The following is a 20,025-nucleotide window of genomic DNA, read 5'->3' on the forward strand; positions in this document are numbered from 1 at the left end:
CAGCCTAGCCCCGCCGGCACCCGGGACCCGCGACCGGCGTCGCCCGGAGTTGGAGACATGTCACGAATCGGACAGGGGTAAATCCCGTGTTCCGGTTGCGGCGGGATCTAGGGTGGGTGGCCACATGCAACCGTGAGTCAATCCCCCGATCACCTACGAAAACCCAGCTCCCCCGTGGAAAGGTGTCGCCGTAGTGCACAATCGCAGAGGTCTGCAGTATCTGGTGGCGGTCACCGCCGCCGCAAGCGTTTCCCTGGCCGGTCTCACCGGCTCTCCCGCACACGCCAGTCCCGAGACGGACGCCCTGTACAACACCGCCCAGCGTCATTTCACCGACGGCGACTCCGTCGCCGGCCGGGCGGCACTCAACGATCTGATCGGCCGCGACCCCACCGATGCCGAGGCGCTGTCGCTACAGGCCATCTGGTCGCATTACGCTGGCGATATCCCGGCCATGAACGACGCGATGGGGCGGCTGCGCGCCGTCGACGGCGGCCTGGCCGCCGGTACCGACCGGGTCCTGCACGGGGTCGGCGCCGGAATCGCCACCCTGCCCAACCCGCTGCCGGCCCTGGTGGGGCCGCAGACCGGAATCGTGGTCTTCGGCTTCGGCCTGCTCCCCGACGGCGCGCCCCGGCCCGAACTGGTCGAACGCCTGCAGGCCGCCTGGCTGCAGGCCCTGGCTTCGCCCTTCTCACCGATCGTGGTCAGCGGGAACAATCCGAGCAACGGCATCACCGAAGCCGAAGCGATGCGCAACTGGCTGGTCGGCAAAGGGATTCCGGCAAATCGTGTGCACGTGGAGAACAGGGCCGGTTCCACCGTGCAGAACGCGCTGTTCAGCTCCCAGATCCTGCACGGCCTGGGCATGAACAGCGCGGTGGCCGTCACCTCGCCGAACCATATCCGGCGGGCCGTCGCGGATCTCTACGTCGCCGGGATCCCGGTGGTGGGCGCCACGACCTCACTGAACCAGCTGGTCTCCCAGTTGCCGCCGCCGAGTAAACAGGCGCAATACAGCATCTATCTCGACGCCACGAGGACCTTCCAGCTGAGCACCAACCGCTGAGTCATACCGAAGTCACCGCCGCCCGGATCCGGGCGGCGGCCTCGTCGGGCGGGATATCGGCGATGAACGCCCCCATCGCCGATTCGGACCCGGCCAGGTACTTGATCTTGTCGGTTCCCCGCCGGATCGAAGTGAGCTGCAAATGCAGGCGCACGGAATCGCGTCCGGCGCGTACCGGCGCCTGATGCCAGGCCGCGATATAGGGCGTGGGGTCGTCGTAGAGCGCGTCGATCCCTCGCAGCAGCCGCAGATACAACGTCGACAGTTCGTCGCGTTCGGCCTCATCGGTGGCCGCGAGATCGGGGATCTGCCGATGCGGCAGCAGATGCACCTCGATCGGCCAGCGCGCCGCGAACGGCACGAACGCGGTCCAGTGCCGGCCCTCGAGCACCACCCGGCCACCCGCGCGTTCGGACTCCAGAATGCGTTCGAACAGGTCGGGCCCCAGCCGGTGTACGGATTCGAGCAGCCGGGCGGTCCGGGGTGTCACATATGGGTAGGCATAGATCTGACCGTGCGGATGCGGCAACGTGACACCGATCGCCCGGCCGCGGTTCTCGAACGGGAAGATCTGCTGCACCCCGGGCAGCGCCGACAGCTCGGCCGTACGGTCGGCCCAGGCCTCGATGACGGTGCGGGCCCGGCTCGGGGTGAGATCGCCGAACGAACCCTCGTGTTCCGGGCTGAAACACACCACCTCGCAGCGCCCGACGGCCACGCGTTCGCGCCCGAATCCGAGCGCGGTCATATCGTCGAGCCCGTCCGGCGCCCGCGGTTCGCCGCGTACCGCGGGCGGCAGGGCCGGTCCGAACGACGGTGACCGGTTCTCGAACACCGCGACGTCGTAGAGGTCCGGTATCTCCGACGGATTTCCCGGTGTCTGCGGGGCGAGTGGATCGAGATCGGCCGGCGGGAGCACTACCCGGCTCTGCCGCGCGGCCGCGATGGAGATCCACTCCCCGGTGAGCACGTCCTGGCGCATCACCGCGGTGGGCGGCCGGGGTTCGAGCCGCCGGGTGTCGATGCGGCGCTCCGGTCCCAGCCGGGTGTCGGCATCGTCGTAATAGATCAGGTCACGGCCGTCGGCGAGCGTGGCGGTGCGCTTCACGATACGAGTGGGCACGCCCTCACGATAGCCAGGCCGTGCTCCGCCCCGGCCCAATCGCCTCCGGCGGGTCCCGCCGACCCCGGGCCGTACGTGCCCCACGGATGCCCGTCTTGCCAACCCTCCCCGCACTCGTTATGGTCAATACGACCAAAACAACGATTCGGAGGTGATCCCCGATGGGATACGGCAATTGGGACCACAGCGCATACCGCGCCGCCGAGGACTACCGCGCGAGCCACGGGATCGATGACTTCGGCTATACCGCGGAGCTGCGGAATCGGCCGCACGACACGTGGACGGTGCATCCGGACCTCGACCCCTTCGGCATCCGGGCGCGCGAATGCCGGGATTCGGCCGAACACGGGAACTCCCTGCCGATCGCGGTGCTCTTCGACGTCACCGGATCCATGGGCCGGGTGCCGGTCATCATGCAACGCAAACTCGGGAAACTGCACGGACTGCTGCGAGACAAGGGTTACGCCGACGATCCGCAGATTCTGTTCGGCGCGATCGGCGACGCCGATACCGACCGCGCACCGCTACAGGTGGGTCAGTTCGAATCGGACAACCGCATGGACGAACAACTCCGCACAATCCTCCTGGAAGGCGGGGGCGGTGGGCAGAAATCCGAAAGCTATGAATTGGCGGCGTATTTCATCGCCGAGCATGTGATCACCGACGCCTGGGAGAAGCGCGGCACGAAAGGCTATCTCTTCCTGATCGGCGACGAACTCAACAAACCCAGGCTGGCCTCGCGCCATATCCGCGCCGTCCTCGGCGACCATATCCGCACCGATATCTCGGTGGAATCCATCTACCGCGAACTCGCCCACCGCTGGCATATCCACTACATCCTGCCGAATCAGTCGTCCTACTACCGCGATCCGGAGGTTGCGGCGCATTGGCACGATCTGCTGGGCCAGAACTTCCTACGGCTCGACGATCCGGCCGCCGTCTGCGAGCTGATCGCACTGACGATCGGCCTCACCGAGGAGCGGGTGGACGTGCGCACCGGACTGGCCGACCTGCGTGATGTCGGATCGGCGGCCGAGGCGGACGCGGTCGGCCGGGCGCTGCGGGCACCCACCCCGAAGGCACTGCCCGAGGCCGGCAGATGAGCGGGGCCGTACCGCCCCGGCGCCATCTGATCGTCGTCGACCTCGGTTTCGGCGACGCCGGGAAAGGCGCCACCGTGGACTGGCTGTGCTCCCCCGAGGCAGACCTGGACGTGGGCGCCGTGGTCCGTTTCAACGGCGGCGCGCAGGCCGCCCACAATGTGGTCACCGCCGGACGCCGCCACACCTTCGCCCAATTCGGTTCCGGGACGTTCTCGGGAGTACCGACGCTGCTGTCCGAACACGCACTGGTCGATCCCGTGGCCCTGGCCACCGAGGCACGGCAACTGGCGGCCGCGGGGGTCACCGATCCACTGTCCCTGCTGTCGGTGGACGGTCGCGCCCTGCTCACCACACCGATCCACGGCGCGGCCAATCGGGCACGGGAAAACGCCCGCGGTACGGCACGACACGGGTCGTGCGGAATGGGGATCGGCGAAACCGCCGGTTACGCGCTGCGGCACGACGCGCCCCGAGTTGCCGACTGTCTGCGCCCCACCGTGCTGCGGGAGAAACTGCGGACGCTCGCCGCCCACTACCTGCCGCTGCTGAAATCCGGCGGCCACCAGCACGAACCCGTGGACGCGCTCGTCGATACCTACCGCGAATTCGGCCACGCCGTACGCATTTCCGGTCCCGGTGAGCCGGCCCGGCTCGCCCGGCGCGGGCGCCTGATCTTCGAGGGAGCGCAGGGGGTTCTCCTCGACGAATGGCGGGGATTCCATCCACACACCACCTGGTCGACGGTCGAGCCGCGGAATGCGCGGGCGATGGTGGCCGGGCTCGGCGCGACGGCCGCGGTGCTGGGCGTCACCCGGACCTATGCCACCCGCCACGGCGCGGGCCCTTTCCCCACCGAGGACCCACGCCTGCAGGTACCGGAAGTGCATAACGGTCACGGCACCTACCAGGGCGGATTCCGTCGTGGACATCTCGACGCGGTACTCCTCCGCTACGCCCTCGCCGGGTGCGGCGGTATCGACGGCCTGGTGGTCAACCATCTCGACGCCGTCCACCACGGGCTGGTCGCGACGGCCTATACCGACGCGGACGGCATCCCCTATGCGCCCGAACCGGGTCGGTGGCGGGATCTGGCACACCAATCCGACCTCACCGCCCGGCTCGGATCGGTGACTCCGGTATTCACCGGCCTCCCCGCCGACCCGATCCCGTGGCTGGAACGCCACCTCGGCGTACCGGTGGTGCTGACGGCCGCCGGACCCGGCCGGGCCGCCCGCACGCCGCGCGCATCCCTCGCGGAAATCCTGACAGCCGTCGCGGCCACCGGACCGGCGGTGCCGGGCCGATCCCCGGTCCGGCCGGTGCCGGCGTAGGGACTCGCCGGCACCGGGTGAATCCGGTGGACGGGCAACGAGAACAACGCCGCCGAGACCGGATACGGCAGTATGGGGCGGTGGACCAATCGGCGGTATCGGTGGATGTCGTGGCGTTGCGGTTCTGGGCCGACGACACCGCGGTCACATTCGGGATCGCGGCCCGCGGTCACGAACCCTTCACCGGGCAGGTCGCCCTGCCCGGCGTACTACTCGGCCGGGGCGAGCGCCTGGCCGACGCGGCGATTCGGGCGGTGCGCACCAAACTCGGCGTTCCCGCCGACGCCGTCGGGCCGGTCGGACAGCTGGTCACCTTCGACGAACCGCACCGCGATCCGCGCGGCCCCACGCTCTCGATCGTCATGTGGGCGGTGACCGGCCCGCACGAGGGACCGGCCACCTGGGTCTCCTTCGATGAACCCCCGGCCTTGGCGTTCGATCACAACGGCATCGCGACCGCCGCCCGCGGCCTGCTGTCCGGGCTGCTGTGGAAGGATCTCGCTCTCACCCGGGCGCTGCTGGGCGCGCAGTTCCCGGCCACCCGGGCCGTGGATCTGACCGCCTCGCTACAGGGCGCCCGGCCGGACGCCGCCAACCTCAACCGGACCTTGGCGGGTATCCCGGGGCTGGAGAAGACCGACGAACGGCGTCGCACCAAGGCCACCGGCCGGCCGGCGGCGGTCTGGGCGTTCACCGGCGACCGGTAGCCGCTCCGCCGCCGGTCCCGGGGCGCATCAGCCGGGAGCGATCCGGCTCAGGTGCTCCCACTTCCGGCGCACCCCGGCACGCGCCTCCTCCAGTTCCAGCACCTGCTCGAAGGACGCGCCGCCGACGATGAGGAACCGCGGCGGATCCGCGAGCCCGGCCAGCTCCATGATTGCCGGGACCGCGGTGGCGGGGTCGGGTCCGGCGTCGTCGCCCCACATCTGCGCCAATTCGGCGCGCAGACCGTCGTAGGGTGCCAGCGGCTCGGTCGCGGTGGTCCCCGCCGTGAAGAGCCCGGTGTCGTATCCGCCCATCTGCACCGCGGTGACCTTGATTCCGAAACTCTCGACTTCCATGGCCAGCGCCTCGGCGAACGAGTTGAGCGCCGCCTTCCCGGCGCCGTAGAAGCCCACCGAGGCCATCCCGCCGCCGGCACCCATCGAGGTGATCTGCAGGATCCGGCCGGACCCCTGCTCCCGGAGCCGGGGAACCACCGCCTGGGAAACCCAGACGGCACCGAAGAAGTTGACGTCGAGGTGGGCGCGGACCTGCTCCTCGGTGGCCTCCTCCGCCATGCCGTACAACATCGTTCCCGCGTTGTTCACCACCACATCGACCCTGCCGAACGCGGCGAAAGCCCGTTCCACACCGTCGAATACGGCTCGCCGGTCGGCAACGTCCAGGGAGAACCGCACCAGGGCGTCCGGATGGGCGGCCGCGAGATCGTCGAGCGGGCCGATGGTGCGGGCGACCGCCACCACCCGGTCCCCCGAGGCCAGTGCAGCCTCGGTGAATGCCCGGCCCAGGCCTCGCGACGCACCCGTGATGAACCACACTCTTGCAGTCGTCACAGCAACTCCTCCTTTTCCACGAGACGAACCGTCTCGTTCAGCTGAAAGAAGTATGAAGCACGCTAGACCGGAATGTCAACCGAACCGTTGCGTCTCGCGAGCGGGTAGGCTTCGTCCCCGTGAGCACCACTCAGAACCCGGACCGCTCCCGGCGGAGCGAACGCTCCCGGCAGGCCATCCTCGCGGCGACCCGCGAACTCATCTCCGAATCCGGCTACGCCAAGGTCTCCATCGAGGCGATCGCCGCGCGGGCGGGCGTCGGCAAGCAGACGATCTACCGCTGGTGGCCCTCCAAAGGGGCGGTCATCTTCGATTCCTTTCTGGCACTCGGGGAATCCGAGGACGGGGCGGGGATCGAGCTCCCGGATTCCGGCGACCTCGAGACCGATCTGAAACTCGTCATGCGCGCGACGGCGGCGGAATTCGCCGACCCCGATTTCGAACGCCCGATCCGCGCGCTCAACGCCGAGCTCATTCATGATTCCGAGCTGGCCGAGCTCTACCGCGATAAGCTGGCCGGCCCGATGGACGAGGCCAAGAAGGCGCGATTGCGTAGTGCGCAGCACGCGGGCCAGCTCGCCGCCGACGCCGATCTCGACCTCGTACTCGAAACGCTCTACGCGCCCCTGTTCCAGCGCTGGCTGCTGCGCACCGGCCCGCTCACCGCGGACTATGCCGATGCCCTCGTCGATATCACTCTGCGCGCGTTCCGGCCCTGACCGCCGGAGGCGTATCCGCCGCACCACGCGCAACCGGGAACACTCGGCGTAATTTCCGTGCGCCGGGCTCGCCCGCTCGACAGACTGACCGCATGACCGCGTTCGATACCGATGCCGTCACCGGCCGGCTCCGGGCGGCCGGATGCGTATTCGCCGAAGAGGAGGCGCGCCTGCTGGTGACGACCGCGCGCACCGAAGCCGAACTGGCCGGCCTCGTCGACCGGCGCGTCGCCGGTACTCCGCTGGAACACGTACTGGGCTGGGCCGAGTTCAAAGGTATCCGCGTGGGTGTTCGCGCCGGGGTGTTCGTCCCCCGACAGCGGTCGGCGCTCCTGGTCGACGAAGCGGTGACACTGTCTGCGCGGCACGGAACGCGCACCGTGGTGGATCTGTGCTGCGGCTCGGGTGCGCTCGGGCTGGCGCTGCTCACCGAACTGGCCACCGGGCCCACCCCGCTACCGGACCTGTACGCCGCCGATATCGATCCGGTGGCGGTCGAATGCGCCCGCGACAACCTCGTGCCCGTGGGCGGCCGGGTGTACCAGGGTGACCTGTTCGACGCGCTCCCCGCGACGCTGCGGGGCCGCGTCGACATCCTGCTGGCCAACACCCCGTACGTGCCGACCGGGCATATCGCGCGGATGCCGCCCGAAGCCCGCGATCACGAACCGCCCACCGCACTCGACGGCGGCCCGGACGGGCTGGACCTCGCCCGCCGTACCGCCGCCGCGGCGCCCGCGTGGCTGGCGCCGGGCGGCAGCCTGCTGATCGAGATCGGCGCGGATCAGGCAGCCGCCGCCACCGCGCTGCTCGCCGCGGCCGGACTCTCCCCGCGTATCGCGCGCTCCGGCGATCCGGCGGCCACCGTGGCGGCCGGCACTACTTCCGGCCGGTGAATTCGTCCATCGAGTGGTAGACGCCGACCGTGTTCAGGAACAGGTCCCGCAGTTTGATGGGCAGTACGCCCGACAGCGCCTTGTTCAGGCGGGAGGTCCAGGGCAGGATCACCACCGGGGTGCCCTTCTTCATTTCCGCCCAGGAGGTGTCCACCACCTTGTGCTGGTCGAGGATCGGGGTGAACCAGAACCCCTTGGCGCCCTGGAACATTCCGGTGTTGATATAGGTCGGGCAGACAGTGGTGACCCGGACATGGGCGTGGCCCGCCTGCTGCAGTTCGATACGCACCGAATCCGACCAGCCCAGCGCCGCCCATTTCGAGGCGGCGTACACGCTCATCCGCGGATTGTGCACCAGCCCGGCCGAGGAGGCGATGGTGAGGACCCGCGCTTCGCCGGTACCGGACACCATGGCGGGCAAGAACTCCAGGGTCACATACATCGGCGCGAGCGCATTGATGGCCATGGTCCGGTCGATATCGTCGCGGTCCTTCATCTCCCAGAAGTAGGTATTGCCGCGAACGATGCCGGCGTTGTTGACCAGCACGTCGATATCGCCCACGGCCACCCGCACCGCATCGGCGGCGGCGGCCACCGCGGCCCGGTCGGAGATATCGACCCGGTGGGTGTGCACGGCACCGCCGGCGGCGGTGAGTTCGGCCGCGGTCTCGGCCAGCGCGGTGTCGTTGATATCCCAGAGCACCACCGCGGTGGCGCCCTCCCGCACGGCGCGTTCGGCGAACAGTTTGCCCAGGCCCATGGCCGCGCCGGTGATCAGCACCTTCTTACCGGCCACTGAATCCAGTTTCATCGTTTGCATTCCTTGTCGTCCTACGGAACCGATCCGGCAGTGGCCTACTTCTGCCGCAGCGTCTTCATCACCCGGAAGTAGAGTGTCATGGTTTTGGCCCATGCCGCCTCCGACATACCCGGCAGCGGCGCGATCGGCAGCATCCGCTGCACCGCGATGGTCTGGGTGTCGACGTACTTCAGCAGCCCTTCCGGGCCGTGCCGTCGGCCGGTGCCGGAGATCCCCACACCGCCCGACGGGGCGTCGGCACTACCCCACGCGGCGATGAACCCCTCGTTCACGTTCACCGAGCCCGCGTTGATGCGGGCGGCGAATTCCCGGCCCCGCGCGGCGCTGCGGGTCCACACACTGGCGTTGAGTCCGTAGGGGGTGTCGTTGGCCTGTTCGACGGCCTCGTCGTCACTGCGCACCTTGTAGACCGAGACAACCGGACCGAATGTCTCCTCGCGGTAGACGGTCATCTCCGAGGTGACATCGGCGAGCACCGTGGGTTCGTAGAAGTAAGGGCCGAGGTCGGGCCGATGGACCCCACCCGCCAGCACCGTGGCCCCCTTGGCCACCGCGTCGTCGACATGTGCGCGCACCGTATCGAGCTGCCGCTGGAAGGTCAGCGAACCCATATCGGTGGAGTAGTCGAGGGGCGAACCGAGCTTCAACGCCCGCACCGCCGCGACGAACTCGCCGGTGAACCGGTCGTAGACCGTCTCGTGAACGTAGATGCGTTCCATCGATTCGCAGAGCTGGCCGGCCGAAGCGAAACTCGCCCGCACGGCCGTTCTGGCGGCGGCCACCGGATCGGCGTCGGAGAGGACGAGCAGCGGATTCTTCCCGCCGAGTTCCAGTGAGCAGCCGATCAGCCGCTCCCCCGCCTGCCGGCCGATGGTGCGACCGGTGGCGCTCGATCCGGTGTAGTCGACATAGTCGGCCCGATCGATGATTTCACCGCCGATCACCGAGCCGCGACCCAGCACGATCTGCCACAGATCCTTCGGCAGCCCGGCCCGCACGGCGGCATCCACCGCCCACAGCGCGGTGAGCGCGGTCTGATTGTCGGGGCGGCCGACCACCGCGTTACCGGCGACCAGTGCGGGCAACGCGTCCGATACGGAAAGTGCGAGGGGGTAATTCCACGGCGAGATCACCGCCACGACACCCTTGGGCCGCTGTCGCACCTGCACATCGGTGAGGACGGGCAGCACACCCCGGGGGTTGCGCCGGGCCAGCAGTTTGGGGGCCGTGGCGGCGTAATAACGGGAATTGACCGCCACATCGCCGACCTCGTCGAAGGCATGTGCCCGCGATTTGCCGGTTTCGGTCTGCACGATATCGAGAATGGTGTCCTGTTCGGCCAGGACCAGATCGTGGAAGCGCCGCAGCACCGCGGCGCGTTCCCGCACCGGTACCCGGGCCCACTCCCGCTGGGCTGCGCGGGCCCGCTCGAACGCCGCCTCGATATCGGCGACCGAGGACTGCGGCAGTTCGGTGATCCGCTCGCCGGTGGCGGGCGCGACGACCGTGACCGCGGGAGACCCGCCCGCCGCGGCCCGGTCGAGCAGCGGTTTCACCAGGTCCGGGGTCAGTGCACCGGTGGCGGAACGCTGGGCGGTTGTCATGGGTCGGCGTCTCCTGGGCGAGTTCGCGCCGCGGCGTTCGGCGCAAGGATTAATTGAACAGTGGTGTTAGAGTAATGCCCGTGCCGCACGCCATGTCAAGGGCTCCGTTTCCCGCAACAGTCCGCGCCCGCCGGGCACTGTGGGATGTCACATCCGAGCCGGGGCGCGTCTCATGAGCGCCGAACGCACACAACCGAGGGATGGTCCGGCACCGGCCCCGAGTTCCGGCCCGGCCCGCCGCGCCGACCCGCCCCGGCGCGGCCGCCCACCCCAGACACAGGAGCAGGCCGACCAGGTGCGGGCCCGTATCGTGCGGGCGACCGCCGAGGTGTTCACCCGGAGCGGCTCCCGCGGCCTGAGCGTCGCGCAGATCATCGACCAGGCCGGGCTGTCGCGCCCCACCTTCTACCGCTACTTCGCCAACGCCACCGAACCTCTCAATGCCGTGCTGGAGGTGTCCAACGCCGGATTGGTCGGCGGGATCGCCGCCGCGGTCGAAGCCAGCGGGGAGGGCGTGGAACTCGGGATCCGGCTGATCGACGCCTACCTCGACTGGGCCCGTGGGCACGGTGCGATGTTGCGCCCGCTGTTCGCCGAACTGCACGATCCGGCTTCCCCGGTATCGGGATTCCGCAACGCCGCCCTCGACGGAATCCGTGCGATCGTGCGCACCAAATTCGGCGAACTCGGCCGGCCCCTACCGGCCCCGCTGGACCTCGACGCGGCCCTGCACGTCTGCGAATACGTGGTCTACCGGATATCGGACGCGTCCGGCCCCGGGCGCGAACCGGACCCGGAGCCGGTGGCCGCCGCCCGGCTGACCATGATCCGGGTGGTACTGGCCACCCTCGGCAACACCGACGATGTGCTCTACGCGATGGCACTACCGGGAATCTTTCCCACGGCAGGCCCCGCTGCCGGCTGATCGGCCTCCGCCGCCGTCACGCCTCCGCCGCCGGTTCCGGTTCCGCTGCCTCCGGTTCCGGGATATCGAGACTCAGTCCGCTGGCGCGCAGGACATGCCGATCGATGGCGGCCCGGATCGCCTCCTCGGTCCCCAGGATCCGCACATGCCGGCGCGCACGGGTGATCGCCGTATACAACAGTTCCCGGGTGAGCAGGGTCGATCCCGGCTCCGGCAGTACCACGGTCACCGCGTCGTACTGACTGCCCTGGCTGCGGTGGATCGTCATGGCGAACACCGTGACGACCGACGGGAATTGGGTGGGATGCACGAGATACGGTTCGTCGCCGCGCTGCAGCGCCACCCGCAGCGACCCGTCCGGGCGGCGCAGCACCACGCCGGTATCGCCGTTGTATATCCGGGCCTCGTGGTCATTCGCCGTCACCAGCAGCGGCTGCCCCGGATACCAGGTGCCGGTACGGCTCTCGGGACCCGCGCCCGCGGCCGCCGCCCATTCGGCGGCCGTCCGGTCCCACTGCTCCACCCCGTAGGGACCCCGGCGGTGCGCACACAGCAGACGATGGGATTCGAAGGCGTCCAGGGCGGCGGACGCATCGCCGTCGAGCGCCGCGGCGGTGACCCGGCGCGCGGTGGAGACGACATCGGCCCGGACGGCGGCGATTTCGTCCGGGCCGAGCAGTTCGAGCATATCGCCACCGCCGCGCAACAGATCCAGCGCGGTCTCGGTATCCCCCGCCCGCACCGCGATCGCGAGATCGGCGATCCGGCCACCGAACCGGCGGCCGCGGGTCAGCCGGACGATACCGCCGCGCAACCGGATCCGCTCCTCCTCGGTGAGCGCGTCGGGGTCGCCGAGCTCGTCGTCGGCCGGCCCCGGAACATCGGTCCCCGCGAGGGCGTCGAACTCCGGATCGGCGCCCGCTTCGAACGGGGAGGCCACCAGGTCCGCGAGCACGGCGCCGGCGTCCACCGACGCCAGCTGGTCCGGATCGCCGGCCAGGATCAGCCGGGTGTCCGGGCGCAGCGCGACCAGCAGCCGGCTCATCATGGTCAGCGACACCATGGAGGTTTCGTCGACGACCACCACGTCGTAGGGCAGCCGATTGTGCTCGTGGTAGCGGAACCGGGTGGTGCGGCCACGCTGCCAGCCCAGCAGCCGATGCAGGGTGGCGGCCGACAGCTCCGGGAGCCCCAGCGCCGCGGCCTGGTCGCGAACGGCCTCCTGCAGCCGGGCGGCCGCCTTACCGGTGGGGGCGGCCAGCGCGATCCGCAGCGGGGCCGCCCCGGGCCCGGCCGGGCCGTGGGCCACCAGCAGCGCGAGAATCCGCGCGATGGTGTGCGTTTTCCCGGTGCCGGGACCACCGGCGACCACGGTGGTCCAGTGGGTGGCCGCCAGCGCCGCGGCAACCCGCTGCCGATCCGGCGCCGCCCCCGGCGGCCCGAACAGCCGATCGAGTTCGCGGCGGACGACCACCGTGTCGACGGGCGGACGGCCGGCGGCGCGGGCCGTGAGCACCCCCCGGATGATCTGCTCCTGCCGGTAGTAGCGATCCAGATACAGCAGCGGACCAGTGCCCTCCCGGGCCGGGTCGACCAGCCGCAGCGGGCGCAGCGGCCCAGCGGGGCCACCACGCACCAGCGCACTCTCCCGTAACGCGTCCACCACCGACGCCTCGTCGGGCCAGGGCAGATCCGCCGGATCCACCGCCTCGGCCCGCTCGTCCTCGGCGTCCACACCGATCTCCCGGATCCGGCTCAGGTCCAGGCAGACCGACCCCGAGCGCACCGCGCGCACCGCCAGCGCGGCGGCGAACAGCACCAGTTCGCCGGTTTCGCCGCCGAGCCTGCCCAGCCGCTCGGCGACATGCACGTCGGCCGCCGACAGCACCCCGGCCTCGTTGAATTCCCGCAACATCCCGGTGCCGCGCTGGGCCACCCTGATCGGGATCACACCGCACCTCCCGCGAGCAGATCCGACAGCGCACGGATCAGACCGGGCGGCGGGGTCCAGTCGAATACCCCCGCGCCGTCGGGAGTTTCGGGCCCGATCATCGCGCGGACGAACAGGTAGCGGATACCGCCGAGGTGGACGGCCGGATCATAGTCCGGCAACCGCCAGCGCAGATAGCGGTGCAACGCCACGGAATAGAGCAATGCCTGCAGGGGATAGTGCGAGCGGATCATCTCCGCCGCCATCCGGTCCCGGGTGTAGTGCGCGACGGTGAGATCACCGGTGCCGAGCCGGTTGGTCTTGTAGTCGACGATGACGTAGCGCTGGTCGGGGGTCCGCAGCACCGCATCGATACTGCCGGTCAGGTAGCCGCGCAGCGGTACATCGTCGAGGGTGTCGAGTTCGTCGGCATAGGCGTGGAATACATCTCCGGGCGCCAGATGCGCGCGGACCGTCGCGGCGATCCGGCCGAGGCCCGCGGCGGTACCGGACGGCGCGTCCCCACCGGCGAGCGGGAGTTCGAACTCGAGTTCGCACAACCGATCCCGGCCCGGCACATCGGCCAGACAGCCGAAACCGATCGGCGTGCGCAGCACCGCGAGCAAGGCGGTCGACAGTGTTTCCGGGTCGGCGGCCGACAACATCTCGGCGATCGCGTCGCCGCACCGGGTGCGCACCTCGCCGGCCAGATCCGGGGCATCGGTGTCGACACGTTCCAGCACCGCGTGCACCAGGGTGCCGAATTCGGCACCGTAGGGCAGCGCGTTCATCAGCGATGCCGCGCCCGGGCCGGGCTCTTCCAGGGGAGCCGGGACCTCGGGTTCGTCGCCGGGTCCCGGCGCCGCTTCGGGTTCGGTGTCGGCGACGGGGTTGTGCGCCGCGGCGGTCAGGGCGGAATACGAGGTGCGGCGCCAATGATCATCGAGGGTCCGGTCGAAGGTCGCCACGGACAGAGCATCGGGGGTGGTCACCGAGCGCTGCCGGAGGACGGGTATCTCCGCACCGGGGTCCGCCGCCGTCACCGAGATCGCTCCCTCCGCACCGGCCGCCCACTCCCGGATCCGTTCGACCGCCACCGCGTCCTCGGGCACCGGAGCCCGCGATTTCGGCTGCGGGGCCTCCGCTGTGCGGCCGAACAGCAGCCGGTGCAGGGGCGCGACCGCGGTACCGAAGGACGGCGCCCACCACGCGACCACCTGACAGCACGCCCGGGTCAGCGCCACATAGCCGAGGCGCAGTTCCTCCCCGGCGGATTCGCCGTCCGCATACTCCTTCCGCGCGGCGTAACCCGGTGCGTCCGGTCCGCCGATATCGAGCACCCGCAGCCCGTCCCGGTGCATGAGCAGAGTGGCCGGTTTGGGGTCGGCGGAACTGTCCCACGCGAACGGGAGGTACACCACGGGAAACTCGAGCCCCTTGCTGGCGTGCACGGTGGCCAGCTGTACCGCCGCGATATCGCGGTCGAGGCGGCGGCCGCGGCCGGGCACCGACCCCGAAGCCGGATCGCGCACGCGGTCGGCCAGCCACCGGGTGAGGGCGGTGAGCCCCAGCCCCTCGGTGACCGAAACCTCGTCCAGCAGCTGGGCGAGGTGGCGGAGATCGGTCAGCCGTCGCTCGCCCTGTTCCACTTCGAGCAGCCGGGGCGCGACCCGGGTCGCGGCACCGATCCGCTCGAATACCGCGGCGAATCCGCTGCGCGCGAAAAGCCGTGCCGCGTCGCGTAGTTCGGCACTCACCCGGCCCACCAGATCCGCGCCCCCGGCATCGATATCGGCGGCGGTACAGCCGAACAGCGGGGTCAGCGCGGCCAGCCGCACCCGGTCCGCGCGATGGGGTTGTTCGAGCGCGTGCAGCACCCACAGCCAGTCCGTGGCGCTGCGCGTGGCGAAAATACTGCTACCGCTGGTGAGCACCACGGGCACGCCCGCGCGTTCCAGCGCCGCGCGCACCACATCCAGCTGGGTATGGGTGCGCACCAGGACGGCGATATCGCCCGGACCGATCGGCCGAGGCCCGTTTTCGGTGTCCGGGGCGTCGACCACGTCGCCCCGCCGACCGGCCCGGCCGGCGAGTCCGGAGCCCGATTCCAGCAGCGCGACGATATCGGCGGCCAGATCCGCGGCGACCCGGGCGCGCTGCCGGTGGATATTCGGGAAACCGGACATACCGCGTGGTCCGGCGCCGGTGCGCGGCAGGCAGCGCAACCGCAACGGGGTGATCAGCTCGTCGGGCCCGGTCAGCCGCGACCACGGCTGGGTCGGCGCGACCGGCGCCACCACGATCTCGTCGTGTCCCAGGGCGGTGCCACCGAGTAGATGTTCCAGAGCCCGGAGCAGCCCGGCGTCACTGCGCCGGTTCGTGGTGAGCTCCCCGCGGGTGGTCGCCTGCCCCACCGCGTCCAGATAGCTCAGTACCTCCGCGCCGCGGAACGCGTAGATGGCCTGTTTCGGATCACCCACCAGGATCAACGGCCGAGACCCGTGGAAGGCGCGGCGCAGGATCTCCCACTGCAGCGGGTCGGTGTCCTGGAATTCGTCGACCAGCACCACCCGATACCGGTCGCGGATCCGGCGGCACGCGGCGGGACCACGCCGCGGGTCGGCCAGGATATCGCGCAGCAGCACCAGGAGATCGTCGAAATCGCGTATTCCGGCGAGGCGTTTGCGGCGTTCGGTTTCGGCCCGGACCGCCTCGGCGAACGCGACCCGCTGTACCGAGGCCTCGTCGCTGTCCGGCGCCAGGAGCGCCTGCCGGTCGCGGACCGCGGCGAGCGCGAACCGGTGGGCCTGCTTCACGGTGAACGGTGCCGGAGTGCGCGAGTAGCGACTCAGATACAGATCCTCGACGACCGCGTCGATGATGTCGTCGGCCTCCTCCACCAGCCGGGCGCCGGGATCGAGGTCGCCCGCGAGTCCGAGTTCGCCGAGCATCCGCTGACAGAAGCTGTGCGTCGTCGCGATCACGCCCGCGTCGAAATCGGAGAGCGCGGCGAGCAGCCGGGCGCGCCGCGCGTTCACCTCGGCCGGTTCGGCCGCGGCCAGATGGCGTATCAGCTCGTCGGAGCCGGTACGCGCGGCGTCGGGATCGGCCAATGCGGCGGCCACGGCGACGAACCGGTCGCGGGTTCGTTCGCGCAGCTCCTGGGTCGCCGCACGACTGAAGGTCACCAGCAGCAGGTGGGCGATATCGATCCCCGCCTCGGCGACATAGCGCACCGCCAGCCCGACGATGGCATAGGTCTTACCCGTACCGGCACTGGCCTCCAGCACAGTGGTGCCCTGGGGCAGTTCCCCGCAGAGTTCGAAAGCGTTACCGGAGGCAGGCGGCGAGACAGTGGTGGTGGTCATCGGCGCTCTCCCGCCCGGCGACCCGTAGGCCCGGAGTTTTTCACGGCTCCCCCTGGCGTTCGGCACGCAGCAGCGGAACCCACAGCCGGCGCGCGATGGAACCGAACCGGGTGGTCTCCACGGGTTCTCCGGCCGGCGCGGCGGCATCGGTGAGATCACGCAACTCCGGAGCCGGGCCCCAGACATAGCGCAGGTTGCGATCGGTGTGCTCGGCGAAGTCACGGCGTTTGTCGCCGCCGCCGAACTCCCGGTCCGCGGCCACCAGCGCCTCCTCGGGCGGCAGCCGCCGATACCGCGCCTCGGCGTAGGCGGCGGTGCTGGCGGTCGAAATGGGCAGCGGCTCGGCGAGACCGGCGTCGCGCAACGCGACCAGGGTCCGCAGAATCGATAGCGCGTCGGTGGTACCCGGTGCGGTGAGCTCGGCCCGCCAGGCGGGGGTCGGGAACCGGCCGCGGCCGGTCACCGCGGCCCGCCACGCGCCCTCCGCACCGGCCGCCAGCGCCAGCAGTGACACCCACGCCGACAGCCGGTGTTTCGGCGCGACCCGGGAGAATGTGGTCCGCACCAGCAGCTCGCCGCGCACCTCGGCGACGGTACCGGTCAGCCGTCGGCCACCACCCAGATCCACCGCGATATCGATATCGCGCGGCGCATGTTCGTAATCGGGAGCCGCCGCACGGAAGAGGGTTTCGACGGTGCGCTCCACCTCGTCGAGTACGGCCCGCCCCAGCTCGGCCGGCGGCAGCGTGCCGCGGCGCCATTCCGCGGCACGCAGATCCGCCGGATCGGCGCCGGCCAGCCGCGCGCTCAGCATCCGTTCACCGAGCGCCCACCGGTCGAGCCCGCCGAATTCGATCGGCAGCCGGTCGGCGAGATCCTCCTCCTGGTCCGGCACCCGCAGCCCCAGGCGCTGCCACAGGAAACCCCGGACCGGGTGCTCCAGGAAGGCGACGAGTTCGGCGAGCCCGATCTCGGTGGTCTCGGCGGCGGGCAGTGTCCGGGTGAGCAACCCGGACGGCGCGACCGGCGACGCGGTCACCGCCTGTGCCGCGGCGAAGGTCACCGGGTCGAAGGAGAAGGGGCGCACGCCGATGAAATTCCGCCGGTCGTGGGGTTGCAGCGGATGCCGGGTCAGGACCCCCGACATACCGGCGGCTCCCAGATGGGCCCGCAGGGTGTCCAGCAGTTCGGCGATCGGGACCGCGGGCGGACGGTAGGCGCCGGTCACCGGATCGGCCCCGGTATGTACGACGACCAGGGTGTCACGGGCGGCCATGATCGCGTCCAGCAGCAGCTGCCGATCCTCCGACCGCGGATCGCGTTCGCCCGGAAGCCGATCGCGAGCCGGCACCTCGTCCCCGTCGGCTCCGCCCGCGCGGGGAAACACCTCGTCGTCCACCCCGAGCAGCACGACCACCCGGTGCGGAACCGAGCGCATCGGGGTCATGGTGCAGACGGTGAGTTCGCCGGTGCGGAAGTTCGCGCGGGTGGGAGTGGCGGCGAGCCTTTCCTGCAGCAGCACGGTGACGTCGTGGTGACGCAGCGGAACATCCCCGGCGTACGCGGTGGCGGTGGCCAGTTCCCGCCGGGCCTCGGTGCGGATCCAGGCCTGGGATTCGGGGACGTCGGTCAGCAGATCCAGTGCGCGCCCGAGTACCGCCGACCATTGCGCCGCCGGGGCAGGCCCGCGCAGGTCACGCAGGATCGACGCCAACCGGTCGATGTACTCGGCGAACCGGCCGGCCAGATCGATATCGTTGCTGTCCACGTCGTCGAGCGGCAGCACCCGGTCCAGCCAGTCCTGCGAACTCTCGTCCGCGGTGACGCCCAGCAGGATCCGGTCGATCGCCGCGTTCAGAGTATTCTGCTCGAAGTCACCGAGACCGAAGGCCCGGCGCTGCCGCCGCCCGATACCCCAGCGGGCGCCGGCCTCCACCGCCCATTCCCGCATCCGCTCGATATCGTCGTCGTCGAATCCGCAGGCGCGGCGTACCGGTTCGGCCGCGGCCAGGTCCAGGACCTCGGTCACCGTGACCCGTCCCAGGGCCAGCTCCAGCAGTGTCGCGACCACCCCGAGCAGCGGATTCGTCACCGCCCGGCCACGGTCGGCCAGCCGGACCCGCAACCGGTGACCGGGATGGGCCGAATCATCGCGCATCTCGGCGGTTCCCGGGCCCGGACTGCCGAACGCCGCCCGCATCAACGGGGCGAACGCCTCGACCTCCGGGCACATGATCAGGACATCGCGTGGTTCGAGGGTGGGGTCGGCGGCGAACAGTCCGAGCAGACATTCCCGCAGTACCTCGACCTGCCGCACCGGGCCGTGGCAGGCGTGCACCTGAACGCTGCCGTCGCCCACGTGGTCCTCCCCCTCGCGCGGGGGCCGGTCGTCGCGGATATATGCCTGCAACACCCGTAACAGGCTCGGCGACGCGTCCTCGCGGGGATCCTCGTGGTGGGTATCCGACAGCGCGGGCGGTAGGCGCCACTGTAGTTCCCGGATATCGCGACTCAGCCCGGCCAGCAACGGATGCCGGACCAGCGTGGCGGAATCGTCGTGTGCCCGCGCTCGTTCGGGGACGGACAGGCCCACGGCCGTGCCGAGGTCGCCGGTGTCCCCGCGGCCGCGCGCCAGGCCGTCCCACATCACCGGACTGGGATGGGCGAGCCACAGGTGCAGGTCACGATGTTCGGCCAGGGCGGCGAGGACCGCCAGCTGCGCGGCCGGCAGCCGGGTGGCGCCGAACAGCGACAGCCGGTCCGGCAACGGCGCCACCGCGGGGTCGGCGCGCAGCCGCGCGCAGGCCGGTTCCAATCGCTCGGCGGGCCCCGGCGCACCCACCACGGCACGCAGCCGCCGCCACAGTGCCGGCTGCCAGCACAGATCGGCGGGCAACGGCTGCCCGGTGCCGTCGGTATCGGCGCCGGCCGCCCATTCGGTGATCAGCGTGGGGCGCTGGGCGGCGTACCCGTCGAACAGCGCCGCCAAGCGGGCGGCCGTCGCATAACGCCGGCCGCGGCGGTGCTCGGCACCGGACCCGGCGTTTCCGTCCCCGTCCGCCGCGGCATCGTCGTATTCCGTTCGCGCCGCACCGGATTCGGGCGCTCCTTCCGGCGCCGCCGTACCGAGATGATGCGCCAGAACCGCGCACCACGGCTCGCCCACCGATTCGTCGATCACCCGCAGTAGCGTCCAGACCACCCGATCGGGCGCCCAGGGGTCGGTATGTGGCTCGAAACCGACGGTATGCGTGAGGATCTCGTCGACCAGGGCCGCCGGGGCCGGGAACCGGATATTGGCCGCGATCCCGTCGTTCATCGCACCGGTGACGCCGAGGACGCCCGAAAGCCGCTGCGTCAGCCAGCGTTCCACACCCTTGGCCGGCACCGCGACCACTTCGGTGGCGAAGGGGTCGGGCAACGGATCCGCCAGCAGCTCCGCCAGGGCCGCGGCCAGGACATCCGCGCGTTCGGCGCGATGGATCCGCAGCGCCATCTCCGCCCTTTCCGCTCGGCCCGTGCACCGTCCTTCGTGACAGCCGCGCTTCTCGGCGGCCGCCTGGTCAACCCCGTTTATACGC

General features: G+C 70.5%; 14 protein-coding genes. 7 read left to right on the forward strand and 7 right to left on the reverse strand.

Annotated elements, in window-relative coordinates:
- Positions 1-193: 193 nt before the first annotated feature.
- Positions 194-1,069: a YdcF family protein gene (locus AB0F41_RS04935; RefSeq protein ID WP_357421377.1), complete on the forward strand. Its 876-nt coding sequence runs from the start codon at positions 194-196 to the stop codon at positions 1,067-1,069.
- 1 nt (position 1,070) lies between these two features.
- Here AB0F41_RS04935 and galT read toward each other — a convergent pair whose 3' ends face one another.
- A complete protein-coding gene (gene galT, locus AB0F41_RS04940) occupies positions 1,071-2,192 on the reverse strand; it encodes a galactose-1-phosphate uridylyltransferase (RefSeq protein ID WP_357421378.1) in 1,122 nt (373 codons plus the stop codon).
- A gap of 161 nt (positions 2,193-2,353) precedes the next feature.
- On the opposite strand from galT, the gene AB0F41_RS04945 reads away from it, so the two are divergent.
- The 3 genes from AB0F41_RS04945 (at position 2,354) to AB0F41_RS04955 (ending at position 5,333) form a co-directional block, all read left to right on the forward strand.
- Positions 2,354-3,295 (forward strand): hypothetical protein, encoded by a 942-nt coding sequence (locus tag AB0F41_RS04945; protein ID WP_357421379.1) that lies wholly within the window; start codon positions 2,354-2,356, stop codon positions 3,293-3,295.
- Positions 3,292-4,626 (forward strand): adenylosuccinate synthetase, encoded by a 1,335-nt coding sequence (locus AB0F41_RS04950; RefSeq protein ID WP_357421380.1) that lies wholly within the window; start codon positions 3,292-3,294, stop codon positions 4,624-4,626. The genes AB0F41_RS04945 and AB0F41_RS04950 overlap by 4 nt, the downstream gene beginning before the upstream one ends.
- Before the next feature lie 80 nt (positions 4,627-4,706).
- A complete protein-coding gene (locus AB0F41_RS04955) occupies positions 4,707-5,333 on the forward strand; it encodes an NUDIX hydrolase (protein WP_357421381.1) in 627 nt (208 codons plus the stop codon).
- Between the two features lie 27 nt (positions 5,334-5,360).
- Here the strand turns inward: AB0F41_RS04955 and AB0F41_RS04960 are convergent, their stop codons facing one another.
- Entirely contained in the window at positions 5,361-6,182 is an 822-nt protein-coding gene (locus AB0F41_RS04960; protein ID WP_357421382.1) for an SDR family NAD(P)-dependent oxidoreductase, read from the reverse strand.
- Positions 6,183-6,301: 119 nt separating this feature from the next.
- On the opposite strand from AB0F41_RS04960, the gene AB0F41_RS04965 reads away from it, so the two are divergent.
- Both AB0F41_RS04965 and AB0F41_RS04970 read left to right on the forward strand, forming a co-directional pair.
- The gene (locus AB0F41_RS04965) at positions 6,302-6,901 is read left to right on the forward strand and encodes a TetR/AcrR family transcriptional regulator (RefSeq protein ID WP_357421383.1); all 600 of its coding nucleotides are present in this window, start codon (positions 6,302-6,304) and stop codon (positions 6,899-6,901) included.
- A 92-nt stretch (positions 6,902-6,993) separates the two neighbouring features.
- Positions 6,994-7,797 (forward strand): putative protein N(5)-glutamine methyltransferase, encoded by an 804-nt coding sequence (locus tag AB0F41_RS04970; protein ID WP_357421384.1) that lies wholly within the window; start codon positions 6,994-6,996, stop codon positions 7,795-7,797.
- Here the strand turns inward: AB0F41_RS04970 and AB0F41_RS04975 are convergent.
- Both AB0F41_RS04975 and AB0F41_RS04980 read right to left on the reverse strand, forming a co-directional pair.
- The gene (locus tag AB0F41_RS04975; protein ID WP_357421385.1) at positions 7,781-8,608 is read right to left on the reverse strand and encodes an SDR family NAD(P)-dependent oxidoreductase; all 828 of its coding nucleotides are present in this window, start codon (positions 8,606-8,608) and stop codon (positions 7,781-7,783) included. The genes AB0F41_RS04970 and AB0F41_RS04975 overlap by 17 nt on opposite strands.
- Positions 8,609-8,652: 44 nt before the next feature.
- Positions 8,653-10,221, reverse strand: a complete 1,569-nt coding sequence (locus tag AB0F41_RS04980; protein ID WP_357421386.1) for a succinic semialdehyde dehydrogenase — start codon at positions 10,219-10,221, stop codon at positions 8,653-8,655.
- Positions 10,222-10,393: 172 nt separating this feature from the next.
- Between AB0F41_RS04980 and AB0F41_RS04985 the strand changes: the two genes are divergently transcribed.
- Positions 10,394-11,146: a TetR/AcrR family transcriptional regulator gene (locus tag AB0F41_RS04985; protein ID WP_357421387.1), complete on the forward strand. Its 753-nt coding sequence runs from the start codon at positions 10,394-10,396 to the stop codon at positions 11,144-11,146.
- Between the two features lie 16 nt (positions 11,147-11,162).
- On the opposite strand, the gene recD is transcribed toward AB0F41_RS04985, so the two are convergent.
- From recD to recC, 3 genes are read right to left on the reverse strand one after another with little or no spacing between them, the layout of a single operon-like run.
- Entirely contained in the window at positions 11,163-13,097 is a 1,935-nt protein-coding gene (gene recD, locus AB0F41_RS04990; protein WP_357421388.1) for an exodeoxyribonuclease V subunit alpha, read from the reverse strand.
- Positions 13,094-16,444, reverse strand: a complete 3,351-nt coding sequence (locus AB0F41_RS04995; protein ID WP_357421389.1) for a UvrD-helicase domain-containing protein — start codon at positions 16,442-16,444, stop codon at positions 13,094-13,096. The genes recD and AB0F41_RS04995 overlap by 4 nt, the downstream gene beginning before the upstream one ends.
- 40 nt (positions 16,445-16,484) lie before the next feature.
- Complete coding sequence (gene recC / locus AB0F41_RS05000) at positions 16,485-19,940, reverse strand: exodeoxyribonuclease V subunit gamma (RefSeq protein ID WP_357421390.1); 3,456 nt, start codon at positions 19,938-19,940, stop codon at positions 16,485-16,487.
- Between the last annotated feature and the right edge of the window lie 85 nt (positions 19,941-20,025).

The organism is Nocardia sp. NPDC024068 (genome assembly GCF_040638875.1).
Classification (GTDB): Bacteria; Actinomycetota; Actinomycetes; order Mycobacteriales; family Mycobacteriaceae; genus Nocardia.

Coding starts and splice junctions, on each gene's coding strand:
- AB0F41_RS04945 (WP_357421379.1), top strand. CDS start 2,354: ATGGGATACGGCAATTGGGACCACAGCGCATACCGCGCCGCCGAGGAC.
- AB0F41_RS04950 (WP_357421380.1), top strand. CDS start 3,292: ATGAGCGGGGCCGTACCGCCCCGGCGCCATCTGATCGTCGTCGACCTC.
- AB0F41_RS04970 (WP_357421384.1), top strand. CDS start 6,994: ATGACCGCGTTCGATACCGATGCCGTCACCGGCCGGCTCCGGGCGGCC.
- AB0F41_RS04975 (WP_357421385.1), bottom strand. CDS start 8,608: ATGAAACTGGATTCAGTGGCCGGTAAGAAGGTGCTGATCACCGGCGCG.
- AB0F41_RS04980 (WP_357421386.1), bottom strand. CDS start 10,221: ATGACAACCGCCCAGCGTTCCGCCACCGGTGCACTGACCCCGGACCTG.
- AB0F41_RS04985 (WP_357421387.1), top strand. CDS start 10,394: ATGAGCGCCGAACGCACACAACCGAGGGATGGTCCGGCACCGGCCCCG.
- AB0F41_RS04995 (WP_357421389.1), bottom strand. CDS start 16,444: ATGACCACCACCACTGTCTCGCCGCCTGCCTCCGGTAACGCTTTCGAA.
- recC (WP_357421390.1), bottom strand. CDS start 19,940: ATGGCGCTGCGGATCCATCGCGCCGAACGCGCGGATGTCCTGGCCGCG.